The sequence below is a fragment of the Bacillus sp. EKM501B genome, assembly GCF_011800505.1.
In the GTDB taxonomy this organism is placed as follows: Bacteria; Bacillota; Bacilli; order Bacillales; family Bacillaceae_G; genus Bacillus_A; species Bacillus_A cereus.
On sequence record NZ_JAALFZ010000009.1, the window covers coordinates 50,633 to 73,377 of the forward strand.

Consider the following 22,745-nt stretch of genomic DNA (forward strand, 5'->3'; position numbering starts at 1 on the left):
AACTTCCCCCTCTATCCTCTATAAATAATATCCTCAGCTAACGATGTAAACACTTCTCCAACAAGAGAATCTTCATCATATACAGATGAACCATTATTTTCTTCACGTTTCGCAAAAGGTATTTGAGCAATTACTTCTGTTTGCAATTGTTCTGCAAGCATTTCGCCGCCGCCTTTTCCGAAGAGATAATTTTTCGATCCATCTTGTTCTTCATAATAAGCCATATTTTCCACAATACCTAAAATCTCATGCTTCGTATGTTTTGCCATTACACCGACTCTTGAAGCAACGAATGAAGCTACATTGTGCGGAGTTGTAACAATTATTTCTTTCGCTTGCGGAATCATCGCTGCAACATCGATCGCAACATCTCCTGTACCTGGTGGTAAATCAAGTAATAAATAATCTAATTCTCCCCAGTGCGTATTCGCAAGAAAATTTTGAATCCATTTATTTAGCATCGGTCCGCGCCACATAACGGGGTTATTTCCTTCTGTAAAAAATCCCATCGACATGATTTTAACACCGTGACTAATGACCGGAATTGCCGTTTGATCAATCATCGTTGGTTTCTTATTCGTTTCCATCATAGCTGGAATACTAAAACCATATATATCTGCATCTAATATCCCCACCTTTTTGCCCATACGCGCTAGTGCAGTTGCAAGATTAATTGTCACCGTTGATTTTCCAACTCCGCCTTTTCCGCTCGTTACAGTAATAAAACGTACTCCTGAATCCGGGCGAAGCATGCTCGGCATACCAGTTTCTGTTCTAGTATTTTTCTTTAATTTTTCTGTTAAAGCTGTACGTTCTTCTTGTGTCATAGAACCAAATGTTACCTCCACTTTAGAGGCACCAATTGCGTGAAGTGATTCTTCAATATCTTGTTGAATTTTTGCTTTTAACGGACAACCTTGGATTGTTAGTACTACCTCAAGTTTAACCTCTGTTCCGTTCATTTGTATATTTCTAACCATATTTAATTCTACAACACTTTTGTGTAACTCTGGATCCTCTACATGTTTTAATGCATTCATTATTTGTTCTTGAGTAAGCATAGAACTCATCCCTTCTCTTATTCTAATTTATATACAACATTTTCTTGGCGCTTCATCTGGTGAAAAAGCTTATCATCCACCGCTAACAGGCGGGATTAATGCGACTATATCTCCAGCTTTTATCATCTCTTCATTCATTACAAACTCTTCGTTAACAGCGACCATCACTTTATCCAACGATTGTAAACAATAGCTGGCTTTGAGCCATTCTTTTAATTGTTGCACTGTCATTTCTTGCTTTTCTGAAATCACTAATCGATCCGATCCAACTTCCTCACGCAAATTTGCAAACAATAAAATTATAATCATTTTCTCATTCTTCCTTCTTTGGTTTTCCTTCTGGATATGGTGTATTTTCAAGTTGATCTCCAATCCACATCGTTCCATCTTCCCAAAATTCTTTTTTCCAAATTGGAACAATTCGTTTTATACGTTCAATCGCGTACTCATTCGCTTCATAAGCTACTTTACGATGCGGTGATGAAACTGCAATGACTACCGCAATATCCATTATTTCTAGCCGCCCTACACGGTGCGTAATTGCTACTTTTGTATCCGGCCATCTTTCACTAATTTCTTCTCCAATTCTCATAAGTTGTTTTACTGCCATCGGTTTATATGCTTCATACTCTAAATGTAGCGTTCGTTTTCCTTTTGTTAATTCTCTCACCGTACCAATAAATGTTGTAATCGCACCTGCTTCTCTTCTTGCGACTTTATTCGTTACTTCTTCAACTAAAATCGGATTATCTACAATCTCAAATAGCACTTGTTCCATTAAAACCACCTCTCACTTTATGAAATGTCCAAGGCCATTCACTACCTTCGTTATCCTCTAATAAAAGAACATCGACAAACATATCTTTTTTATATCCTCTTGTCCCGCCCGGCAATACGATAAACGCGTTGGATTTTGCCAATGAAGAAACTGAGCTAGATTTATCAAACCCTGATGGATAAGCGATTAATTTCCCCTCATCATATTGCAATTTTGCTCGTACAAATCTTGTAAATGGATTCGGTTTTAGAAAATCTTCTCCTAATAACGCTTTTTCTCTTTTTAAATGTACTTTTTCACTAAACATATACGTCCGAATACACGGTCTTACGAATAATTCAAACCCTACGTAACAAGCTGATGGATTTCCTGATAAACCAAATAATAACTTGCCATTTAATTGTGCTACAGTCGTAACACTTCCTGGTCGCATTGCAACTTTATTAAAAAGAACAGATGCACCTAACTTTTCGTAAATAGCTGGTAAATAATCATAATCTCCTACTGATACACCGCCCGTTGTAATTAACATATCTACTTGGCCAAGCGCTTCTTTCACAGCTGTAAAACACGTATTAAAATCATCACTAAACTTCCCAAAATATTTTACTCTTCCGCCCGCTCTTCGAATTTGAGACAATATCATGTACGTATTACTGTTTCGGATTTTCCCTGGCTGTAATGAATCATTGACATCCAGTAATTCACTCCCAGTCGCTAACAGTCCAATTACAGGCTTTCTCGCAACTGGTACTTCACTATAACCGAATGTAGCAAGAAGAGCTGAAATACCTGGATTAATGTACGATCCTTTCTTTGCAAGAACCGTTCCTTTACGAGCATCTTCACCTTGAAAAGAAATATTGTCGCCCTTTTTGAATGATCGCTTCACTTCCATATAATTGTTGCCATTCTTCTCATATTGACGAGTCAGCTCTAACATAACAACCGCATCACACCCATTCGGAATTTGTGCTCCCGTCATAATTCGAACTGCTTGAAACGGAGCTACTTTCTCATGGAATAGCGATCCTGCACCAATTTCACCCACTACTTCAAATACAATTGGCGTTTCATAACTTGCTAAATTAGTATCTTCTGCTCGAATAGCAAATCCGTCATATGGCGAACGATTAAATGACGGTACATCATGGTCAGCTACTAAATCCTCTGCTAATATACGTCCATAAGCTAATTCAATTGGTAATAGCTCCTTTAAGCCTTTATCAGCAAATCCCATCACTTTACGAACAGCTTCTTCAACCGTAATTGGCACTCTTCTTTCCATTGTTGACACCCTCTCTATTAACCGAATACGCGATAATATAGTTGTTTCGCTTTCGAAATATCATTTGTACCATGAATAAAAACACGACCATCTCGAAAAACAATCACGCGGTAATCATCGAATTGGCAAGATAGTAAATACGGATTCCGATCTACTTTCCCCAGTTTTTGTAATACTTTTTCTATATCATCAAAATTGTATTTCCTATTGTCTACTGTTCTAATTTGAACTGTATTTCTTCCGCATAAAACAGCTGCTTTCGTTTGATTTTCGTATGATAAATAAGGATAAGTTCGATTTGAACCGCATGAGAGACAAGCGTCTGTTTTTATTTTCCCTAATTTTATAAAATGATTTTGATTACTCCATATATCAAACATGAAAAATGTTTTTCTAATTGCTGAGAAATCTTCCACTAAAATTTTGAGTGCTTCTGCCACTTGATATGCTGCGACGATTTGAACAGTAGGGCTAATAATTCCAGCGGTATCACATGTCACACCTGTAACAGGAATATTTTTAAGCATACAATGTAAACACGGTGTCTCTTGTGGAATAATTGTATAACTCATACCATACGATCCAACGCAAGAACCATATACCCACGGAATATTATGTTTTTGTGATAAATCATTTATTACAAATCGAATATCAAAATTATCTGTTGCATCAATGATTACATCTACATTTTTTAATAGACCTTCCATATTTTCTGAAGTTGCATCCATTACGAAAGCATGTATTTGTACTTCCGAATTAATTTGTTCTAGCCGATTTTTTGCAGCAATTGCTTTCGGCATTTTCTCTCTCGCATTTTGTTCAGAGTACAATTGTTGCCTTTGTAAATTACTCCATTCAACGTAGTCACGATCAATAATCGTCAACTTGCCAACACCTGCACGTACGAAACTTTCGGCACTTGCACTTCCTAATGCGCCTGCCCCTACAATTAACACATGTTTATTTCGAATTTTTTCTTGTCCTTTACTCCCAATTGGTTTGAACAACTGTTGTCGTGAATACCGATCAGCCATTACATACCCTTCCTCTCAAGAACTCTATTTCATATTAGAATGTTGTTTCTGATAACAAGCAAAGTAAGCAAAACCAACAAACCCAGCTCCTCCAATTACATTTCCGATAAAAACAGGAACAAAATTTTTAGCCAGATCCATCCACGTTAGATGACCAGCAAAAATAACAGCGGAAATGACAAACATATTTGCTACTACTTGCTGAAATCCAATCACTACAAATGCCATAATTGGAATCCAAATTCCGATGATTTTTCCGACAAAATCACTCGTCCCGTAAGCGAGCCAAAGAGCAAGACAAACGAGCCAATTACAACCAATTGCTAAAATCAAAGTTCTCCCAAATGATTCATGTAACTTCCCTTCCGCTATCGCTACCGTTTTATTTAAATACTCTCCCTCTGTTAATCCGCCAAGATGTCCAAAGCAATACGCAACGAAAATTGCCCCAATAAAATTCATAAGAGTAATCCAAACCCAGTTATTCAGTACACTTATCAATGTAATTTTCTTTGCATAAAGCGCCATAGACAGTGACATCATATTCCCCGTAATTAATTCTCCTCCTGCTAATACTACGAGCATGAGTCCAACAGGAAATACTGCTCCTCCTAAAACATTCACTAGACTTCCCCAGCGCTCAGGTAAATTCCCTAAAACTCGAATGTTAAGTAAAAAACCTATCGCAATAAACGCTCCTCCTAAAAAACCGAGAATAAGCATCGCTGGCAATGTCTGTCTTACTTTTTGAACACCGGCCTCAATGACAAGCTCAGCAATTTGTTCCGGCTTATGAAATGCCATTACCCATTCCTCCATTTTCTCCAAATAAAAAAGCAGCTTCAAAAAACCTCCTCAAAATAAAGGTTTTTGAATGCTGCTTAATTTCTCTGCACATCTTTTACAGAGATATCAATCATCACTTTTACTATAAAATAGAAAATCCACAACTCTTGTAAATTTTCCATTTTTCACTATGAAGCTAGCTTTATATATTAACCACCGATATGTGACATTTCAATTTTAGGTATTGTTTTCTTATTTGTATGATTTAAGCGTTCATCTGAATAACGATCTTCCCTATTATTCCATATATCGCGTACTACATCTGTAATGTCCTCATCTGTATGTTCAGAACGAAGCAATTCTCTTAAATCATTTCCTTTAGAAGCAAATAAGCAAGTATATAATTTTCCTTCTGCAGAAATACGAGCTCTCGTACATGATGAGCAAAAAGAATCTGTTACTGATGAAATAATACCTATTTCCTCATCGCTTCCTATATAACGATACCTAGTAGCCACTTCACCAGAATAATTTGCTTCTATCCGTTCTAACGGCATAACTTGATGAATCGTATCTACTATTTCTTGTTTAGAGACGACCTCTTTTAAATCCCAACCATTATAATTTCCAACATCCATATACTCAATAAAACGAAGAATATGCTTATTTTCCTTAAAATATTGCGCCATCTGCAAAATGTCCTGTTCGTTTTTTCCCTTTTGAACGACCATGTTTATTTTAATTTTCATTCCAACTTCAGCTGCAGCCTGTATTCCTTCCAGAACCCTTTGCACTTTGCTCCTATTACCATTTAAATAGAAAAACCGCTCTTCTTCTAAGGAATCTAAGCTAACTGTTACACGTGATAGTCCCGCCTTATATAAATCAGGAGCAAACTTTTTAAGTAACGATCCATTGGTTGTTAAACCGATATCTTCTACACCATCAATTTTATTAAGGCGCTCAATAAGCTTTGGAAGCCCTCTTCGAAGTAACGGTTCTCCGCCCGTAATCCGTAATTTTCTCACACCTAAAGAAACGAAAATACGTGTTATCCTTTCAATTTCATCAAAAGATAAAATTTTATCATTAGACAAAAACGAGTAATCAGGACCAAATATTTCTTCTGGCATACAATATCGACAGCGAAAATTACAGCGATCAGTAACTGAAATACGTAAATCCTTTAACGGACGTTGCAACTTGTCTAATGTAACTGATTTCATCTTCATTGCCTCACTTTTATTTTATATTTAAAACACGTTCTGGATGGGTATATACATTTAAGGAGTGATTACGAATAAATCCTATTGTCGTAATACCTAAATCTTCCGCTAGTTGCAAAGCTAACTCAGTTGGAGCTGATTTTGATAGTATAATTTCACAACCGATTTTTGCAACTTTCAATAATATTTCCGAAGAAATACGACCACTAAAAACAATGATTTTATCTTTTATAGAAATATCGTTTCTTAAACAATAACCGTAAATTTTGTCTAATGCATTATGCCTACCAATATCCATTCGACTTAAAATAATACCATTCACATCACATAAAGCTGCATTATGAACCCCACCAGTATGATGAAACGTATCCGCAGATTGCTGCATTTCTTTCATTAACCGAAAACAATCCTCTGCAGCAACCTGTACATGGACACCCTTCATTTTTTTTGCACTTAGTGCATCATTTGCAAAAACAAACCCTTGCCTACTCATACCACAACAAGACGTAATATAGCGTTTATTTTGCATTTGTTCATAATACGGATTTACTTTTGTCGTTGTTACATGCACAAATCCTTCTTTCTCCTGCACCCATACACTATCAATATCTTCATACTTCCGAATGATTCCTTCAGACGCTAAGAAGCCTATTACCATATCTTCTATATATTCTGGAGTACTAACCATTGTAACAAACTCCTGTCCGTTCATTTTAATGGTGACAGGAAACTCTGTTACAATGCTGTCCTCTATATGTTTAAATGCTCCTTGTTCATAACGAAAGATTTCTCTTTCTACCTGTATCGGTTTCACGATCAGTATCCTTCTCTCACGTTATATTTTTATCAAAAACAAATACAGAAACTGCAATATCTTCTTCTACTTTCATATCTGAAAACAAATTCACTAATTTCGCTCCAACAAGTTCCTCCAAATGTTCACGTGAATTCACAGCATACACTTCTTGAATCATTTTCGTTCTAGCCATATGAACCATTTCCGCACCGTCCATCGTACTTGAAATAAATTTTTCAGTAGGTGTTAAGTTTCCATAAAGAGTCGCTATAGCCATATTTTCCGCAAAAACAGTATGAATTCGTTCTGGTCCTTTTCCGAAAAGTTCCTTTCGAAGTTTTCGTATCATATCATTAAATTCATGTACTTTTTTTGACATACAATTATACCTCCCAAAAGCCTCATTTTACTTTATTATATATTTTACCAAAATGAGCCTTCCGCCCAAACTATTTCGTACAAATATTTGGGCAGAAAGGTTCACTTCATGAAGTTTATTCGTCTTTTAACCCTTTCCCCATACCTTTTAAGAAATGAAGCCCAAACCCGATAGCACGGTTAATATCTGGGTCTTTCAATACTTTCATAAGATCGAATACCCCTACTTTTTTATTACTTTCTAGATGTTCATTACCTTCTTCTAGTCCGACTAATAAACTACCTATAAGCTTTTTCGTAAGTTCTGGGTCAAGTTCAGTTAACGCACCTGCAGCACCCATCATATTATTAATTAAATTTGTAACAGGCTCACGAGTTACTTGACCTAGAACAATTTTCGCAATTGGTTCTTTCGCTTTTAGCATTGAATTTGCAGCTTCTAGCATTCCAATGTCATTTAATTCTCCTACTATATTAAACATCTGATTTAGAGCTTCCTCATTATTAGTTAGAAGCTCTTTTAAATCATCTAACTTTTGCTGTTTTATTTCTTCCTCAGTTAATTCTTGTTTTTGAATCATTTTTATAGGTGCAGCCATAGTTTTCTCCTCCTACTTATCCGTTAAATGCACATACCCTGGACGTGCCCACTTACGATGTACCTCAATGCCAGCTTGAGGGTGACGTTTTTTATTGCGTGGGTTCGCTTTTGGCATCGGATTTTCGCCGTCAACTTCTAACACTTCCATACGTACTTTCGTTTGTTTATACGCAGGTGTATTCGTACGTACATCCACAGCAGGACCTGTTAAGAAATTAATTGCCGTTTCGTTATCTGTAGAGTTCATCGGTAAATATAACTCATTCGCTTTTACACGATCTGTAACGAGTGCACGTAATTTTAATGCTCCAAAAGGAGAGACAAGACGAACTAACGAACCTGTTTTTACGCCACGTTCTTTTGCAAGGTCTGGAGAGATTTCAACGAAAACACCAGGTACTTTCGTTTGAATACCTGTTGATTTATTTGTCATATTCCCTTCATGGAAATGCTCAAGCATACGACCGTTGTTAATGTGAAGGTCGAACTCAGCTGGAAATTCAGCTGGACGTACCCAGTCAGCAATCGCAAAACGAGCTTTTTTATCTGGGAAGTTAAATCCATCTTGGAACAGAAGTGGTGTATTTGTTCCATCAAAACTTCCCCAATGGAAACTGTTCCATCCTTCAAGCACTTCATAGTTCGCTTGCGAGAATAATGGTGATAAACTTGCCATTTCAGCAAAGATTTCACTTGGGTGGCTATAATTCCAGTTTGCCCCTAGTTTATTCGCAACCTCCTGGACGATCCACCAGTCTGGTTTCGCATCTCCTAGCGTAGGAAGCACTTGATATAATCTTTGGACACGGCGCTCTGTATTTGTGAAAGTACCTTCTTTCTCAAGAGATGGCGCTGCTGGTAATACAACATCTGCATATTGAGCAGTTTTAGAAAGGAAAACATCTTGCACAACGAAGAAATCAAGGCTCGACAACACTTCATGTACATGATTTGCATTAGAATCTACAAGAGCCATATCTTCTCCGACAAGATACATTGCTTTCATTTTTCCTTCGTCAATTGCGTGAAGCATTTCAATATTATTAAGACCTGGTTCACTATCAATTTTCACTCCGTAAGCAGTTTCAAATTTCACACGTTCCATTTCGTTAGTAACGTGCTGATATCCTGGAAGCCATCCTGGTAAAGTACCCATATCACAAGCACCTTGTACGTTATTGTGACCTCGAAGTGGGTATGCACCTGCTCCTGGACGACGATAGTTCCCTGTTGCAAGAAGTAAGTTTGAAATTGCAGCGGAAGTATCAGAACCACCTGTATTTTGCGTTACCCCCATACCCCAAAGGATACATGTACCATCTGCATCACGAATCATTTCAGCCATTTGAATAAGTGTTTCTTTTGAAATACCTGTTACTTCTTCTGCATATTCAAGTGTATATTCTTCTAGGCTCTCTTTGAAATCTTCAAAGAAGTTTACATTCTCATTAATAAATTCCTGATCATGCCAACCTTGATCGATCATATATTTCGTAACAGCCATTAACCATACTTGATCTGTTCCTTGTTTTGGACTAATAAAGACATCTGATCGCTCTGCCATTTCGGTTTTACGAAGATCAGCTACAATTAACTTTTGTCCGTGTAATTTATGTGCACGTTTAATACGTGTAGCTAGAACAGGATGACCTTCTGTCGGATTACATCCTACAATAATAACAAGACCAGATTGCGCAATATCTTTAATCGTTCCGGCATCACCGCCCATACCAATTGTACGGAACAAACCATCCGTTGCTGGTGATTGGCAATAACGTGAGCAGTTATCAATATTATTCGTTCCAAATACTTGTCGAGCTAATTTTTGAATTACATAATTGTCTTCATTTGTAATTTTAGAGGAAGAAATAAATCCAATAGAACCTTTACCGTACTCTTCTTTAATAGCGCCTAATTTATTTGCAACTACATTCAGTGCTTCTTCCCATGTAGATTCAACAAAGGTTCCATTTTTACGAATTAAAGGTTTTGTTATTCGTTCTTTAGAATTTACGAAATCCCAACCAAATTTCCCTTTTACACAAGTGGAAATTGCGTTAACTGGTGCATCTGAAGATGGCTGTACTTTAAGGATTTTACGCCCCTTCGTCCACACTTCAAACGAACAACCTACACCACAAAATGTACATACTGTTTTCGTTTTCTTCGTACGAGTATCACGCATGGCCGCTTCCACTTCTGATACCGCAAAAATACCGCTATAACCAGGCTCAACTTCTTTAATTAAATCTACCATCGGTTCAAGAATATCTGGTTTTAATCCCGTCATAAATCCAGCTTCACCGAGCATCGTTTTCTCCATTAAAGCGTTACAAGGACAAATCGTTACACATTGACCACAGCTAACGCATGAAGAATCATTAATATTTACTCCTTCATCCCAAATAACTCGTGGGCGTTCCGCTTCCCAGTCTATCGATAACGTTTCATTTACTTGTAAGTTTTGACACACCTCAACGCATTGACCGCATGCAATACATTGATTAGGATCATAGCGATAAAACGGATGCGTCATATCAACTTCACTTACATCTACTTTCGGTTCATACGGATATTTTTGATGTTCAATTTCCATTAATTCTGCTGTATTATGGAGTTTACAGTTCCCATTGTTGTTGTCACATACTGTACAGTATAATAAATGATTTTCTAGTAACCGATCCATCGCCTCCGTTTGTGCTTCTTTTGCGCGAACAGAAGCACGTTCAATGTTCATACCTTCCAGCACTACTGTCGAACAAGATCGCATTAACTTTCCGTCAACTTCTACAATACAAGTGTCACATGTTTGAATAGGATCTACTTCTGGCACGTAACAAATTTGCGGATGTTCAATCCCGTTCTCATTAATAACACTCAATATCGTTGAACCGGGCTCCGCTGTATACTTTTTTCCGTCAATTGTAATATGAACCATGTTGTTATTCATGGTCTTTCCCCCTTTTTGAGAATAAAAAAACTCCACCACGAAAATATACGCACCATATTTCGGCACGTTATTATCATGGTGGAGTAGTTTATTAGCACATCTTGCTAAAATACCAATCCATTTATTCATAAATAAAACGATAGAGTCATAACAGGTCATATCACGATTCCATCTTTAACACTATAATTATAGCGTTAAAGTTAAAAATATACAATATAAAATTTAAACTACGCATATGTCAGCTTGTAACTATCCATAATAATCCATATAAAACATAACAAGGAGTAAGCGAACAAATGGGGTCTTTTAATAAATGGATTCGTGGTGAAAAATCTTTTTCTACCCAAGAGCAAGCTAATCACACATTAAATAAATCTATCTCTTCTTCCCTTTCCCTTAATTTAAAGCACTTGTCCAAACTGTTTAGCGGTATTCCAGAATTAATAACACGCACTTTTCCATTAAAAAACGGACAGGAAGCTGCACTTATATATATGGAAGGACTTGTAGACAAAACTGTTATTAACGTAAACATTCTTCGTCCTCTCTTATTTAAAGAGTGGAATGAAGACGATTTTTGGGAAGCCTCTGTTTCTATCGGAAATATTAAAAAAGTTCAACAGTGGACAGACATTGAACAATCTCTTTTACACGGCAAAAGTATTTTATTTATAAACGGGCAACTATCCGCTTTAGAGCTTGATACGCAAGCGGCACCAAAAAGGAGCATTGAAGAACCTACAACAGAGAGCTCCATAAAAAGCTCACACGAAGGATTTAATGAGGTAGCGAGCGACAGCCTTGCACTTATTCGTCGATATATTCCAAATCGCGAATTGAAAGTGAAGGAATTCACTGTTGGTGAACGAGCTACTTCAAAGGTTTTTTTGCTTTATCTAGCAGATGTTGCGAACGAAAATGTCGTAAAAGAAATGGCATCCCGTATCGAGTCAGTAAAAGTTGATGCGATTCTTACTACTGGTGAATTAGAAGGATTTGTTGAAGATAATTCCTTTACTCTCTTTCCGCAATTATCAATAACTGAACGTCCTGACACAACAGCACATCATATTCTAGATGGGCGAATTGCCGTTATTGTAGATCGCTCACCAGGCGTATTAATAGGACCTATGACCTTTTCATCCTTTTTTCAGACGATAGATGATTACAGCTTCAGACCTATGATTCCATCTTTTATACGACTCCTTCGTTTCACTGGACTATTTATTGCAATATTTGCTCCTGCTCTTTATATTGCTATGATTTCCTTTCATTATGAAGTAATTCCACTTAAATTATTGTTAACAATTGGAGAATCTCGAGCCAAAATTCCTTTTCCGCCTATATTAGAAGCACTTTTGATGGAATTAGTACTTGAAATGCTACGCGAAGCTGCAGTTCGACTTCCCGGTCCCGTCGGACAAACAATTGGCGTCGTAGGAGGGATTGTCATTGGACAAGCTGCAGTTCAAGCAGGAATCGTAAGTAATGTTATGGTTATCGTCGTATCTATTACCGCAGTCGCTTCTTTTATCATTCCCAATCTGGAAATGTCAGCAGGAGTTCGGATTCTTCGCTTTCCAATGATGATAATCGCTTCTTTATTCGGAGTCATTGGAATTATGGTTGGAATGTCAGTTATCATCATCCATATTCTTTCTATGGACTCACTTGGTGTTCCTTACGGTAGTCCTTTTTCTCCATCATTTGCTACGGATTTAAAAGACGTTCTTGTGCGTTTGCCATGGAAACTAATGAAGAAACGACCACTATCCCTTAACTTAAAACAAGAAAATCGACAACCGGATATAGAAGAAAAGGAGGAAGATAAGTGACAAAGCGTGTAAAGAGGGAGATTAGTTTATTTCAATACATTTTAACGATTAGTGGTGTTCAAGTAGGATTCGGTGTACTTACACTGCCACGTGAAGTGGCCCAAGGGGCGAATACAGATGGCTGGATGTCTATTATTATAGGATGCGCTATCACTACTTTAGTCAGTCTATGTATTGTAAAAATCATGGAGAAGCATCCTGGTTACCATTTACTTGATGTGCTAACTCGTTATCTTGGAAAATGGTTAGGAAGAGTAGGAATGATTTTTTGGATTTTATATGCTGTTCTTGCAGCGGTTTCTTTAATTTTTTCCCTCTTATACGTTATTCACATTTGGATTTTACCTAGAACTCCAATGTTTTTAATTATGATTTTACTATCTATTCCAATGTTAATGCTAGCATGTAAAGGTGTTCTTATTATTAGCCGCTATGCTGTTTTTACTGTCTTATTTACACTCTGGATGCCATTACTATTATTTATCCCACTTAAAAATGGGCATTGGATCTATCTTCTTCCTCTCCTTAAAGAGGGATGGATACCAGTTTTCAACACAGTAAAATCAACTATTATTGCCTTTCTCGGATTTGAGTTTGCATTCGTCCTTTATCCTTACCTCAGTAATAAATCATCTGCAAAAAAAGGGATTGTTATTGCAAATATGATTACTTTATTCGTTTACCTGCAAGTGACGTTCGTTTCTTTCCTTTATTTTAGCCCAGATGGTATAACTAAGTTTTTATGGCCTACCCTTTCTCTCGTTACACCATTTCACTTTTCTTTTCTGGAACGATTTGAAATTATCTTTTTGTCATTTTATCTCTTTATTATTTTTGATTCCTGTATTCCTTATATTTTCACTGCTTCAGATGGAATTAATCAATTACTTAACAAAAAAAGGAGTTCATTACCTATTTATGGTTTATTATTCGGGTGTATTTTCATCTTATTCTTTTATATCCCTTCCTCTTACCAAATAAGTGCGTTGCGAGAATTTTGGGGAACTGCAAGCTATTTTATCGTTTTTCTATTCCCAGTCGTATTTCTCTTATACATGACACTTTATCAGCATTGGAAAAGGAGAAGAGTTTAAATGAGGCGCTTTATTCATTTCACTATACTTTACTTTCTCATAACCTTTTTAACAGGCTGTGGAGATCGACTCGACTTAGAAAAACAATCGATTTCATTAATTTACGGCTTTGATGCAAAAGCAAAAGGAAAATTAATTGTGTACCACGTAAATCCTATTTTTAATGAAGACGTAGAAAAAAAGTACGAAACACATGAAGCGAAAGTACGTACACCTCGAGAAGCAAAAGCAACGTTTAATAGTTCAAGTGGCGGTTTAGTATCTACAGAAAAGTTACAGCTCATTTTATTTAGCACAAATTTTTTAAAACAAGAAGGGGCTATGCCTTACCTTGATGTTTGGTATCGTGATCCTAAAAACACTGGAAACATGCGCATGGTTGCAGTAGACGGTCCAATTTCTTCAGTTATATATAATAACTTTAAAGATAAGCCTGCCCTTCCCGAGTATTTAACAGATTTAATTAATACGAACAAACTGTACAATCGGACCGTTTTTACGACATTCCATGAATTTCACAGGCAAACGTTTAATAAAGGTATAACACCTGCTATTTCAGAAATAAAAAAAGGTAAAAAGGATGTTATCGTTACTGGTTCCGCGCTATTAACTTCTCGCGGAATTTATAAAATGTCATTAAATCGTTATGAAAGCGCCCTTCTTCTTTTGTTACAAAAGAAAGCGAATACACCGGTTTCGCTTACATTGAAAATCCCTTCTACTTCAGTTGAAAGTAATAGTGATTTAAAAGATACCGATGGCGGCGATTTCGTAACAATAAATGTTCTTAGCATGAATCGTGATATCCATACAGATTATAGCGATAACCACTTCAAATTTCATGTTAAAATGGATTTGAAAATTGCTGTCTCTGAACTTACATTCAATATGGATATAGACAAAGATAGAAAGAAATTAACTTCTCTTATTACAAAACAACTAAACAAAGATTTGAACGATTTAATCCACAACATTCAAAAACAGCAACTTGATCCATTCGGATTTGGTGATTATGCGAGAGCGTTTCAATATAAAGAATGGAAACAAGTCGAAGATGATTGGCCGAGTGCCTTTTCAAAAGCTAATGTGAAAGTGGCACCAACTATTAAAATTTTAGAAAATGGGATTATTAAATAGAAAAAACACGCTACTTGTTCTTATATGAATAAGTAGCGTGTTTTCATTTCCATTACAAGTATTATTTCAATGGACTATACTTTATTTCTATTTCTAACATTACTATGTTTTTTAGCATATACAAAATATATGAAAACCCCTATTATAATCCATGCCACAAAACTAATTAAAGTAAGCTTAGAAAGGTTCAATGCCAAATATATACAACTTACTATTGAAACGATAGGTAAAAAAGGTACTAGAGGGGCACGGAATGGCCTCTTCATATTAGGATGTGTCTTTCTTAATACAATGACAGCTATAGATACAAACACAAATGCTGTTATCGTTCCCATATTCACTAAATTAGCTAATAAATTCAAATCCACTAATCCCGCTAATAAAGCTGCTAGTATACCTGTAACCCACGTATTAAAAAATGGAGTTTGTAAACGTTTGTGGACACTTGAAAGTCTTTTTGGTAACAGTCCATCTCGACTCATCGAGTAAGATACACGAACAAATGCAAACATAGCTACTAACAGAACTGTTGTTAGCCCTGCTATCGCTCCCACCGATAACAACCCAGCAATTCTATCTTCTCCTACAGTGCGCAACGCATATGCAACCGGATCAGCAACATTTAATTCCGTAAACGGAACCATTCCAGTTAGCACGAATGAAACACCTACATATAGAACGGTACAAATGAACAAGGAAACAAGTAGCCCAATTGGCACGTTACGTTGTGGACGCTTCACTTCCTCTGCGGCTGTTGCAACTGCATCAAATCCTAAAAAAGCAAAAAATACAGTAGCAGCGCCCCCTACCACACCGTTAAAACCAAACGGTAGAAATGGTTGCCAATTCTCTGGTCTTACATATTGTGTCCCTACAACAATAAATCCTACAATAACAGCCAGTTTAATAATAACCATTATATTATTAATTCGTGCACTTTCTTTTGCACCACGGCTTAATAAAAATGTAACAACTAAAATAATAAGAACTGCTGGTAAATCAATGATTCCACCCTTCCCCATTCCTGGTGCCGAAGCAAAAACCGTAGGAATGTGAATATTAAAACCTAGTAGTAATGACTGAAAATATGCTGACCAGCCTGCTGCAACCGCAGAAGTCGCTAATAAATACTCCAGCATAACACACCAGCCAACTATAAATGCAAAAATCTCACCTAGTGTCATATATGTATATGAATATACACTTCCCGAAACTGGAACTGTAGATGCAAATTCAGCATAACAGAAAGCTACACATGCACATATAATTGCCGCTAATACAAAAGATAATACAATCGCCGGACCAGCATGTTTCGCTGCTACAATACCAGTTAATACGAAAATACCTGTACCAATAATTGCTCCAATACCTAAAAGAGTTAAATCAATCGCTCCTAAAGTTTGATTCAATACTTTTTTCTTTTCTTCATCCATTGCTTTCTTTATGAAAAGACTCATTCTTTGAAACCTCTTTTTCAAGTTTATCTCTTACTCGTTACATTCTTTATTACTGTTCTATTTTAAAAATAAAAATATACATAGTTCACTTCCCCTATAGACTTAGTAACCCGTCTCAATAAAAACAGAAAAATCAATCTCTTTATACCGTATTGAATTTTCAAAATATTAACCATACCAAAAAACCATTAAGAATGCTGATTGAATTTATCATACAATTAATTATATTGTCAATAATAAATCACTCAAAAATAATCGGCTGATTATGTATCAAATGTTATTTTTATACATAATTATTTTCTCAAAAACATTGTTGTTTTCCACCTTAATATTCATATGCATTTTATTACATTGATTTTCATACAATTTTCATTACATACAATGCAATAAAAATCATAATAACCTCAAATAAATTATTATTTTTAGATAATAATTTATTTGAGGTTATGTCACCATTTTAATACTAACAAAAAAGTGCAGATTTTCATCTGCACTTTTTTTTATTCTTCCACTTCAGCTTCTGCACTACTATTTTCAAGATGCTCCTTCTGAGCTTCCTCTTGCAACTCTGCTGAAATCATCCCATAATAAAGTTCCGGATATAACCCAAATATTTGATATACACTTCCTAAAAACGGCATCAGAATCCCTCTTTTCTAAAGTTGTATTGCCACTTTTAAGGATTCCCTTTTCATTCATTATACATTCGTTTTTGGCGTTTCTTCTTCATCTTGAACACTTAATAAATTTTGCCATTTTTTATACGGAGCGCTATTTGGATCTACATATCCTTTTGCATGCGAGCGATCCCACAATTGTTTAATAAACATTTCTTTCTCTTTCTTTGCCACCATATCGGCACCTGTACCGTAATAGTTCTGGAAATACAACTCGATTTCATCGAGGAATAGTCTTAATAATTCATCTGATGTTTCTTCTAATGTCGGATCATACTTCGCTTCACGGTCATACATTAAAATCATATCTAAAAGATTGTGGACATGTTCTTTTCTAAGCCATCTTACATCTTGGGCTCCTAATACGAACGGATGTGTATATAAATGTCCACCTTGTATCATCGCCTTTTCTTGCTCTTCTTCAAATCGTGACAAGATGTTTTCATAAATAAACGGATTATGAAGCAATGCTCTGTGTAATTTATAACTTTCGCTTGAAATATTTTTCCCCATCGACTGAATTAAAAAGCTACGTCCTACACCGTTATATTGATACACAAATTGTCCATCAACAGCAACTAAACTAATCCAGCGATACATATATGCGTATAGTAATGCACGATTACATTTATCATAATCTAATTTTGTTTGAGTCGCGTTTAAATCTGGCATAAAGGCTGGTAAGTGCCAATACTTATCTAAATGCGGCGTTAAACTAGATTTTTTACTATTTAATTTATTTACACGGCGATAATACGATTGGAAATAGTCACCTTTATCATTCATAAATCCGTTTGAAATATGTCCTGATGATAATTTAGGAAAATCTTGCAGCGATAAGCCGTAATGCGCTCGATAACAGATTACTTCAAATGGCGAAAAGGCTTCATGTACTGTATCTTTTTCTTTAAACATTTCTTGAATTAATTCCTCTTGCAGCTCTTTCTTTAAAGAAGGATGTATACCCCAATATTGTAATTCCCTATGATGAGCAACTTTCGGAACGAATGGACTCGCTAAATGGAACAGGTCTTCAATTTTTTCACGAACGTATTCATCGCGATCACGTTTCTTATAATCTGCTTCTTTTCGCAACGCTTCAATGATATTCAGTTCTAATTTATCACGATAGCGTACTTGCAGTTCGTCATAACAATAGCTCAGTATATGTTCTCGGTAGAAATCCTCTACCTTTTTCGACTGAATCTCTTCTGTTTTCGCATCACGACAATATTCCCCGTACAAACTCATATAAATTTCCGCTGATATATCTTTCGGTAGTACACCTAAATTTAAATGTTGCTGCATATCTTGCCATATCTTTTCTTGCAGCTGTTCCTCAGCTAATACATATACATTCGTCGGGTTTGTTTTCCCTTCAAATTCCTTACTGCGCTTTTGGATTTCAAACAGTAAATTTTCACGTGTTTCATGTAAATTATCAAAAAATCTTTCCCAATATTGAATCATTTTATTAACTGCTTGATATAGCGATTGATATACAAGTTCTAATAGCATTTCTTTTCGATATTCATTTAATTTGTGTACATATTGCGTTATAATGTCTTCAAATTCTCTTTTGAATAAACGTTGCTGATTATTAATCATTTTTCCAAACCAGCCTTGTTGTTGAGCAATTTCTACTCGGCGTACAGCCGTTACCGTTCCATCGATATTACCCACATTAAATTTTTTATCGTAGTTTTGAATTACATTTCGCTTTTGTTCATTATTTTCATGTAGTCGATTCATTTTTTCCACTAACTGCTTTCGAATTTCATATAACATAAAACGTGCTGCTACTGGGTGAACTGGATCTGTTTTCTTTAAAAACCATGTATTTAATTGATAGGACTGCCCTTCAGAACCACTTGGTGAAAAGCGGTCTGATTCAATCATGTCATATAAAAGTGTCGTTACATGTTCATGTACACGGCTCGGAATCGCATACGCATATAAACGAACCGCATGATCCACTCTTGCCACTTCACCTTTCATTTGTTCCATCATTTTCAGTTTCGCAGCTGAAATTTTACACTCATGTTGCAGACGATTTAATTCCTCATCTTTTTGCACCGTTCGTTGTACATAACTTTCTACAGCTTCTAAAAACAGTTTTGATTTCGCAACTCCGAGCTTACCACCCTCTGCTCCTTCACGTGTTTCATTGTACATTTGTCTATAGAAAATATGAGCTTGCTCTGGACGGGTAGCAAGATGTTCCAAGTCCTCTAAATAACTTTTACCTCTCTCCGGCTTTTCACGCTGCATCCCACGTTTTACATCTTGGTCATATCTTTGCTTCTTCTCTTGAAACAGTTGATCTAAATGAAGCCACGATTCATCTAAACCTTGCACAGCCCATTTTAAAGCACAATATTTTAACACATGCTCATACGGATAAATGAGTTTTGCCGTTCCTGCCCCGCAATATCGTCCTTTTCCGCTTGATTCTGCTAATTGCTGAATTTGATTGTCTTCTTGTGCAAAATGACTTGTGGACATCGGGCTAAATAACTGTAAATAAATTGTATTTGCCATCTGTTCCATATAATCTGATAAATTGTGTAAATGGTGTCCATGTAGGTTTTCATAATCGTATAAGAAACAATAATTGTACGGTAAATGATGTTGTTTAATTGTATGATTCGTTCTTCCGTCTTCATCTACTTGATCAGGGCGATACTCTAATTCAATTGTTACACCGCCGCGTTTTGATAATTCTCCAGTAGAACCGAGCGTAATAGCATGTAATTCTTTTAACGATGCATAGCCATTTGCTTGCACCGTTTCAAATTCTTTCGCGCTAACTGTTCTCGTCTTTACTAAAACATCCGGCATTAAAAACGCACCGCGTATTAAAATGTTATGATGCTGCAATTTCTTCCGAAGCATTTCACGTAAATATAATGCAATTTGCAGAAACATCCCTGAACCTGTTCCGCCTGCTAGTGATGTTACTATAATGACACGCACACCATATTCCGTTTGATCACTTGTAACCGGAAAAATTTTCTCGATTTCTTGCCAAAAAGACGTCAATTTATCTTCTTTCATCGCAGCACGTAACGCTAAACGTGAAATAACGCGTAACTGTCCTGCTCCTTCTGTTAATGGCTTATCAAGTATAGTCGGATCCATCGGAAACCACTCTGGGATCGTTGGATCTCCTGCAATATACTCCCTAGGCGTTTTACTAGAACTTGTTTGTGTCTTAAACTTTCGAATATGATCAAATTTACTTAATGTATTCACATCTGTATCAAATACGTGCATTGCTACCTTTTTTCGGCGCTCTTCAGGCAGTTTTTCATATATTTGATGCGTCACAGTACTACCGATTCCACCTAAACCAATTAATATTGTTGGAACTTGTAATGTCATGTGAACCACCTTCCTATTCTTGCTTGTTTGAAAAAAGGGAAAGAGAATGAATACTCCATCCCCTTCTTATCCCTACCTACTATTCACATTCGTACTTGTAAATCTCCTTACCATATCCTCTATCAATTAGTAAAAGTTCATTTGGATATAGTGTCTTATGTTCCATTCCTACTTCATCCTCTGTTATAAACATTCCATCAATAATCATTCCAACTACTTGTGATTCTTTCGCTACAAAGACAGATTTCGAACCTTTCTTCGCTATAAATGTAACGGATTGCACAGTTTTTCTTTCTGCTCTAAATGGGATCCCAAAATAATGGTTCCACCATTTATTTCGAAGTAATTCTGGTTCAGATTGATATAGCCAATCTTTCGCTACCTCTTGATCCCATTCATAATACAGTAGTGCTTTCCGGTGAAATCTTGGCCGAACAATCCATCCTAAAACAATGATTCCTACTACTAACAGTAATAAAGTGATAGGAATGACAAACTTAAAAATAAGCGCATATTTTTCATAAAACGGAGCATCTTGAATATGGAATGTTATGTTTTTCTTTACTTCTTGTAACTTTGAATCCTGCATTACGATGGTAGCTTCTACGGTGCCGGTATCTGTAAAATTAAATGTGTCGGAGTAATAGGGACGAGGATAAACATAGATTTGATTTCCATGTTGCTTTATTTCATAGTTGATTGATTGTTTAGATGTGACACCAGTAGATTTTAATAGTTTCTTTACAGCCTCTTCTGTCATCGGCTTACCATCTAACTGTGGTTGTATAATAAACGGTTTACTATTCTCTAAATTTGTCACTTTTTCTTCATAATCTTTTGTAACAGTTTGAAGTGATAATTTCGGTTTCTCAGCTGTTTCAATTTTAAATTCTTTCGTCTGTCTATAAAACCCCTTTATATTCATATGAACTTTCCCGCGTACTAACCCTTTACCAAGCTTCGTTTCGTAATAAAACACATGCCTTTTATCGTTCCACTTCATTGCATATTGTTTTCCGTCTATTTCTACTTCTGCCTGAAAGTAAGAAGACTGAACTGGCAACTCCGTAGGCCTTGCTTCAATAACAGCTGTCACACCTTCATACATTTCCTCAACATTTTTTCTATCCTTATCCTCTTTATCATAAGTAGAAACAGTATAATTAAGTGCCGGTTCGACTAGTACTTGTAACCCTTCTTTCTCAATATCTCGGTCCACTTCTATCGTATAAGTTCCTGGTTTAATAACTTCCTCATTTTCCGTACTTATATGAACTATATTTCCGAACAACTTTGCTTCTCCTGGTGCATGTATGGAAAAAGAAGATTGTAATTGTAATGGTTTAGAAATTTGTGTGACCTGATAATCGGGCAGAGAAGGCGATTGTCGTACAAGCGTCATACGCTTTAACGGAAACGGTGTTGTAATCTCTACTCTTTTCCCCACTACTTTCGTTTTTACAATCGATTCAACAGAGGAGAATGGATCACGATTTGCAACTAATGCTGCCACTTGATTTACACTTTTTACAATGCCATCTTCTCCGCTTGACGGCATCGTAACACCATTTATCTCTTTCTTCCATATTTCCTTGAACGTATTTAGTTGTTCTTTTTCTTGTTGTCCTAAATCTTCTTCCATCGTAATTAAGACTGGATGTAACGATATCTTTTTTGCATCCATTTCTTTCTTAAACTGGGCTAATTTCTGCAAAATTTGTTCTTTTCCGCCAACCTTATCTTTCTCTAAATCATTAAATGCCCCGTCAGTTAATACAATAAGCCAAAATTCACGTTTTCCATCTATATCTGCTTCCTTTTTTATAGATTGCATCGCCGTTTCTACCGCGCTAAATGGAGTATTTAAATACGTTTTCCATGCTCCAATTCCCTCAATTTCTGTTTGCCTTTTATCCTTCGTTAACGAAATGTTTAATGGCTCATTCGGCTTACTCATTGGAACGTAAGAAAATTTATCTTTTTCATCCAATAGCGCAACTAAACTTTGCAAAGCATAATTGGCATATTTCCAGCGATCGTTATTTCTCATGCTGCCCGAATCGTCATATACAAGTGAAACGACCCTTTCCTTTGCCTCCTCTCCTTTTGCAAAAGCTGATAAAGGTAAACATATAAATAGAAACAACATGAACGTGGCACAAATTCGGATTTTCATGATGAGGCTTCGCCACCTTTGTAGACAAATTCCTATGTTTAAATTTATGAGAGGAAACAAGATATATGACTTGTATTTTAGGACAAC

General features: G+C 36.2%; 18 protein-coding genes. 3 read left to right on the forward strand and 15 right to left on the reverse strand.

Annotation, left to right across the window (positions count from 1 at the left end):
• Positions 1-11 precede the first annotated feature (11 nt).
• The 11 genes from HFD78_RS17445 to fdhF all read right to left on the reverse strand — a co-directional run bounded on the left by HFD78_RS17445 (position 12) and on the right by fdhF (position 10,898).
• Positions 12-1,061 carry a P-loop NTPase gene (locus HFD78_RS17445; protein ID WP_000957509.1) on the reverse strand — a complete coding sequence of 350 codons (1,050 nt, stop codon included), beginning with the start codon at positions 1,059-1,061 and terminating at the stop codon, positions 12-14.
• A gap of 72 nt (positions 1,062-1,133) precedes the next feature.
• Positions 1,134-1,370: a molybdopterin converting factor subunit 1 gene (gene moaD, locus HFD78_RS17450; RefSeq protein ID WP_000583943.1), complete on the reverse strand. Its 237-nt coding sequence runs from the start codon at positions 1,368-1,370 to the stop codon at positions 1,134-1,136.
• A gap of 4 nt (positions 1,371-1,374) precedes the next feature.
• A complete protein-coding gene (gene moaE, locus HFD78_RS17455; protein ID WP_000438665.1) occupies positions 1,375-1,839 on the reverse strand; it encodes a molybdopterin synthase catalytic subunit MoaE in 465 nt (154 codons plus the stop codon).
• Positions 1,820-3,127: a molybdopterin molybdotransferase MoeA gene (locus tag HFD78_RS17460; protein ID WP_000442196.1), complete on the reverse strand. Its 1,308-nt coding sequence runs from the start codon at positions 3,125-3,127 to the stop codon at positions 1,820-1,822. Before HFD78_RS17460 ends, moaE begins: the two co-directional genes overlap by 20 nt.
• A 17-nt stretch (positions 3,128-3,144) precedes the next feature.
• Entirely contained in the window at positions 3,145-4,161 is a 1,017-nt protein-coding gene (locus tag HFD78_RS17465) for a molybdopterin-synthase adenylyltransferase MoeB (RefSeq protein ID WP_097863043.1), read from the reverse strand.
• A 24-nt stretch (positions 4,162-4,185) separates the two neighbouring features.
• Positions 4,186-4,965 (reverse strand): formate channel, encoded by a 780-nt coding sequence (locus HFD78_RS17470; protein ID WP_000863998.1) that lies wholly within the window; start codon positions 4,963-4,965, stop codon positions 4,186-4,188.
• A 191-nt stretch (positions 4,966-5,156) separates the two neighbouring features.
• Positions 5,157-6,173, reverse strand: a complete 1,017-nt coding sequence (gene moaA, locus HFD78_RS17475; RefSeq protein ID WP_000844124.1) for a GTP 3',8-cyclase MoaA — start codon at positions 6,171-6,173, stop codon at positions 5,157-5,159.
• A gap of 16 nt (positions 6,174-6,189) precedes the next feature.
• Positions 6,190-6,987, reverse strand: a complete 798-nt coding sequence (gene fdhD, locus HFD78_RS17480; RefSeq protein ID WP_000802689.1) for a formate dehydrogenase accessory sulfurtransferase FdhD — start codon at positions 6,985-6,987, stop codon at positions 6,190-6,192.
• A 16-nt stretch (positions 6,988-7,003) separates the two neighbouring features.
• Positions 7,004-7,348 carry a Na-translocating system protein MpsC family protein gene (locus HFD78_RS17485; protein ID WP_000039583.1) on the reverse strand — a complete coding sequence of 115 codons (345 nt, stop codon included), beginning with the start codon at positions 7,346-7,348 and terminating at the stop codon, positions 7,004-7,006.
• Positions 7,349-7,463: 115 nt separating this feature from the next.
• Positions 7,464-7,946 carry a helical membrane plugin domain-containing protein gene (locus HFD78_RS17490; RefSeq protein ID WP_000729897.1) on the reverse strand — a complete coding sequence of 161 codons (483 nt, stop codon included), beginning with the start codon at positions 7,944-7,946 and terminating at the stop codon, positions 7,464-7,466.
• Between the two features lie 12 nt (positions 7,947-7,958).
• Positions 7,959-10,898, reverse strand: coding sequence for a formate dehydrogenase subunit alpha (gene fdhF / locus HFD78_RS17495; protein ID WP_098204772.1), 2,940 nt, complete (start codon positions 10,896-10,898; stop codon positions 7,959-7,961).
• A gap of 296 nt (positions 10,899-11,194) precedes the next feature.
• Here fdhF and HFD78_RS17500 point away from each other — a divergent pair, with 296 nt between their 5' ends.
• Genes HFD78_RS17500 through gerSC form a run of 3 tightly spaced genes read left to right on the forward strand, consistent with a single transcriptional unit; the run spans position 11,195 to position 14,964 of the window.
• The gene (locus tag HFD78_RS17500; protein WP_000534519.1) at positions 11,195-12,733 is read left to right on the forward strand and encodes a spore germination protein; all 1,539 of its coding nucleotides are present in this window, start codon (positions 11,195-11,197) and stop codon (positions 12,731-12,733) included.
• Complete coding sequence (locus tag HFD78_RS17505; protein WP_098204773.1) at positions 12,730-13,827, forward strand: endospore germination permease; 1,098 nt, start codon at positions 12,730-12,732, stop codon at positions 13,825-13,827. The genes HFD78_RS17500 and HFD78_RS17505 overlap by 4 nt, the downstream gene beginning before the upstream one ends.
• Positions 13,828-14,964 (forward strand): spore germination protein GerSC, encoded by a 1,137-nt coding sequence (gene gerSC / locus HFD78_RS17510; protein WP_001252213.1) that lies wholly within the window; start codon positions 13,828-13,830, stop codon positions 14,962-14,964.
• 74 nt (positions 14,965-15,038) lie between these two features.
• On the opposite strand, the gene HFD78_RS17515 is transcribed toward gerSC, so the two are convergent.
• The 4 genes from HFD78_RS17515 to HFD78_RS17530 form a co-directional block, all read right to left on the reverse strand.
• The gene (locus tag HFD78_RS17515) at positions 15,039-16,421 is read right to left on the reverse strand and encodes an APC family permease (RefSeq protein ID WP_100240304.1); all 1,383 of its coding nucleotides are present in this window, start codon (positions 16,419-16,421) and stop codon (positions 15,039-15,041) included.
• Positions 16,422-16,921: 500 nt separating this feature from the next.
• Positions 16,922-17,062, reverse strand: coding sequence for a hypothetical protein (locus HFD78_RS17520; RefSeq protein ID WP_001116193.1), 141 nt, complete (start codon positions 17,060-17,062; stop codon positions 16,922-16,924).
• 57 nt (positions 17,063-17,119) lie between these two features.
• A complete protein-coding gene (locus HFD78_RS17525) occupies positions 17,120-20,482 on the reverse strand; it encodes a tubulin-like doman-containing protein (protein WP_000175107.1) in 3,363 nt (1,120 codons plus the stop codon).
• A 79-nt stretch (positions 20,483-20,561) separates the two neighbouring features.
• Entirely contained in the window at positions 20,562-22,658 is a 2,097-nt protein-coding gene (locus HFD78_RS17530) for a vWA domain-containing protein (protein WP_000702076.1), read from the reverse strand.
• Between the last annotated feature and the right edge of the window lie 87 nt (positions 22,659-22,745).

Coding starts and splice junctions, on each gene's coding strand:
- HFD78_RS17445 (WP_000957509.1), bottom strand. CDS start 1,061: ATGCTTACTCAAGAACAAATAATGAATGCATTAAAACATGTAGAGGAT.
- moaD (WP_000583943.1), bottom strand. CDS start 1,370: ATGATTATAATTTTATTGTTTGCAAATTTGCGTGAGGAAGTTGGATCG.
- moaE (WP_000438665.1), bottom strand. CDS start 1,839: ATGGAACAAGTGCTATTTGAGATTGTAGATAATCCGATTTTAGTTGAA.
- HFD78_RS17460 (WP_000442196.1), bottom strand. CDS start 3,127: ATGGAAAGAAGAGTGCCAATTACGGTTGAAGAAGCTGTTCGTAAAGTG.
- HFD78_RS17465 (WP_097863043.1), bottom strand. CDS start 4,161: ATGGCTGATCGGTATTCACGACAACAGTTGTTCAAACCAATTGGGAGT.
- HFD78_RS17470 (WP_000863998.1), bottom strand. CDS start 4,965: ATGGCATTTCATAAGCCGGAACAAATTGCTGAGCTTGTCATTGAGGCC.
- moaA (WP_000844124.1), bottom strand. CDS start 6,173: ATGAAATCAGTTACATTAGACAAGTTGCAACGTCCGTTAAAGGATTTA.
- HFD78_RS17485 (WP_000039583.1), bottom strand. CDS start 7,348: ATGTCAAAAAAAGTACATGAATTTAATGATATGATACGAAAACTTCGA.
- HFD78_RS17490 (WP_000729897.1), bottom strand. CDS start 7,946: ATGGCTGCACCTATAAAAATGATTCAAAAACAAGAATTAACTGAGGAA.
- fdhF (WP_098204772.1), bottom strand. CDS start 10,898: ATGAATAACAACATGGTTCATATTACAATTGACGGAAAAAAGTATACA.
- HFD78_RS17500 (WP_000534519.1), top strand. CDS start 11,195: ATGGGGTCTTTTAATAAATGGATTCGTGGTGAAAAATCTTTTTCTACC.
- gerSC (WP_001252213.1), top strand. CDS start 13,828: ATGAGGCGCTTTATTCATTTCACTATACTTTACTTTCTCATAACCTTT.
- HFD78_RS17515 (WP_100240304.1), bottom strand. CDS start 16,421: ATGAGTCTTTTCATAAAGAAAGCAATGGATGAAGAAAAGAAAAAAGTA.
- HFD78_RS17520 (WP_001116193.1), bottom strand. CDS start 17,062: ATGCCGTTTTTAGGAAGTGTATATCAAATATTTGGGTTATATCCGGAA.
- HFD78_RS17525 (WP_000175107.1), bottom strand. CDS start 20,482: ATGACATTACAAGTTCCAACAATATTAATTGGTTTAGGTGGAATCGGT.
- HFD78_RS17530 (WP_000702076.1), bottom strand. CDS start 22,658: ATGAAAATCCGAATTTGTGCCACGTTCATGTTGTTTCTATTTATATGT.